1 protein-coding gene and 2 pseudogenes are annotated in these 1462 nt (G+C 38.6%); 1 reads left to right on the forward strand and 2 read right to left on the reverse strand.

Going from position 1 to position 1462, the window contains the following annotated elements; translation table 11 throughout:
• Nucleotides 1–83, reverse strand: a pseudogene (locus tag ACMV5I_RS29410) (IS6 family transposase); the annotation flags it as partial.
• Between the two features lie 201 nt (nt 84–284).
• Between ACMV5I_RS29410 and ACMV5I_RS29415 the strand changes: the two are divergent.
• The gene (locus ACMV5I_RS29415; protein WP_414825964.1) at nt 285–1235 is read left to right on the forward strand and encodes a hypothetical protein; all 951 of its coding nucleotides are present in this window, start codon (nt 285–287) and stop codon (nt 1233–1235) included.
• A 122-nt stretch (nt 1236–1357) separates the two neighbouring features.
• Here ACMV5I_RS29415 and ACMV5I_RS29420 read toward each other — a convergent pair.
• A pseudogene (locus ACMV5I_RS29420) lies at nt 1358–1462 on the reverse strand (IS6 family transposase); the annotation flags it as partial.

Genomic DNA, 1462 nt, shown 5'->3' on the forward strand with positions numbered 1-1462 from the left:
TAAGCCAGATACCAACGAACACATTGCGCGATGATATCGATGGGATAATGCAAGCGTTTAAAGGCATTTCTGATCAGAGACATTAATAGGCAACATTACAAAAAAACAGCATATTACCTGACGCCGCCTTAACGCGACAGAGCCCTTTGGCTGGCCTGTGCCCGTTAATGCGACAGAGTCGATAGGAGCTCACAAAAAAACAATCAAGCTTGCTTGATTGTTTTTTTTGTGATAAAATTTCAATATACATACGTAATTAATAAACAAAAAATCACTTTTAATTAATGAAACAAAATCAGAACGATGCCGCCAGTAAAATCATAACTCGCTTTTTCAGGAACATGCTGGAAAAAAAACGTTTACAATCAGCAAAATCAGCATTTGACACCATGCGTACCGGTACTGATTTTCAACAAGCCGTGGAACGCATTAATGAATACACTAGACCGGTTTGGGATGACACTGAGAGTAAGTTTATCAATCTGAATCAGAACCTTGCTGAAAAAATAAAGGACTTTCAGCAACTGGATTTTCAGATGATATCAAGACACAATTTGACGGATAGTTTTAAGGTAATAAACCCACTTGCCATAGATGAACAGTCATTTTTGGATTTTTTCATAAAACAAGACTTTTATCTTGTCCATGCCACCAACAAAAAATTTGAAAATAATGATGGGCATATACAACTAAAGTCACGAACTCGCCTTTTGAAAGATAATGTAAATCACGTTAGCAACTCTGAAGTAGATATAGATCGACTAAAGAATGAGGACTATGTTTTCTTTTCTTTAGAAATTGGAGAGCCACTCTGGAAGTCATGTAGTCGATTTGGACAATCCTATTACAAAATAAAATTTCATCACGAACCATTTAAATATGCATCCATGGTTCTGTTGGATCAATTACTTAGAGAGTGGGTAACTATACATATCGAAGGAATCAGTACAGATGGAAAGCTAGCACTAGAAAAGAATAGACACAGACTTGATGTTTTTGGTGTCATGTTTCATGGGAGAGAGTCTTCAATTTACGGGTTGGCATATAACATAATCAGTACAAGCAGGCTTCTTCCTGAGGTGGATAGAAAATTAATCATTACAGCAAGGGATCCTCGGCAACTCAACGCCATCATAAACTCTTTCTTTAGACCAGAGATAAGGATTGCAAACATTGTTAATGTTTCACGTGGAAAGTATACAGTAGGTGAGTTCCCTAATAATTTTCAATTGTGACGCCTCCAATTGGTTGAATCTGATGTATAAAGCGGGCTTTTGAGGTTCTCTCATTGCCAGCGTTACCGTTGCTCTGTCGCATTAACGGGCACAGGCCAGACAAAGTTGGTGTTGCCGATTATTTAGGCAGCCAACAGATAAAATTGTTCCGCAGGTGACAGTCCTTCACGTTCCGGATGCTGATAGTGTCCTTTGCGTATCATGTGGGTCAATTCGATGCCCGCCAA

Origin of the sequence: Serratia sp. T13T92, assembly GCF_047530105.1 — a bacterium.
Taxonomy (GTDB): Bacteria; Pseudomonadota; Gammaproteobacteria; order Enterobacterales; family Enterobacteriaceae; genus Chania; species Chania fonticola.

What these genes read in the sequence shown, in the direction of transcription:
- ACMV5I_RS29415 (WP_414825964.1), top strand. Translation starts at nt 285, where the DNA reads ATGAAACAAAATCAGAACGATGCCGCCAGTAAAATCATAACTCGCTTT.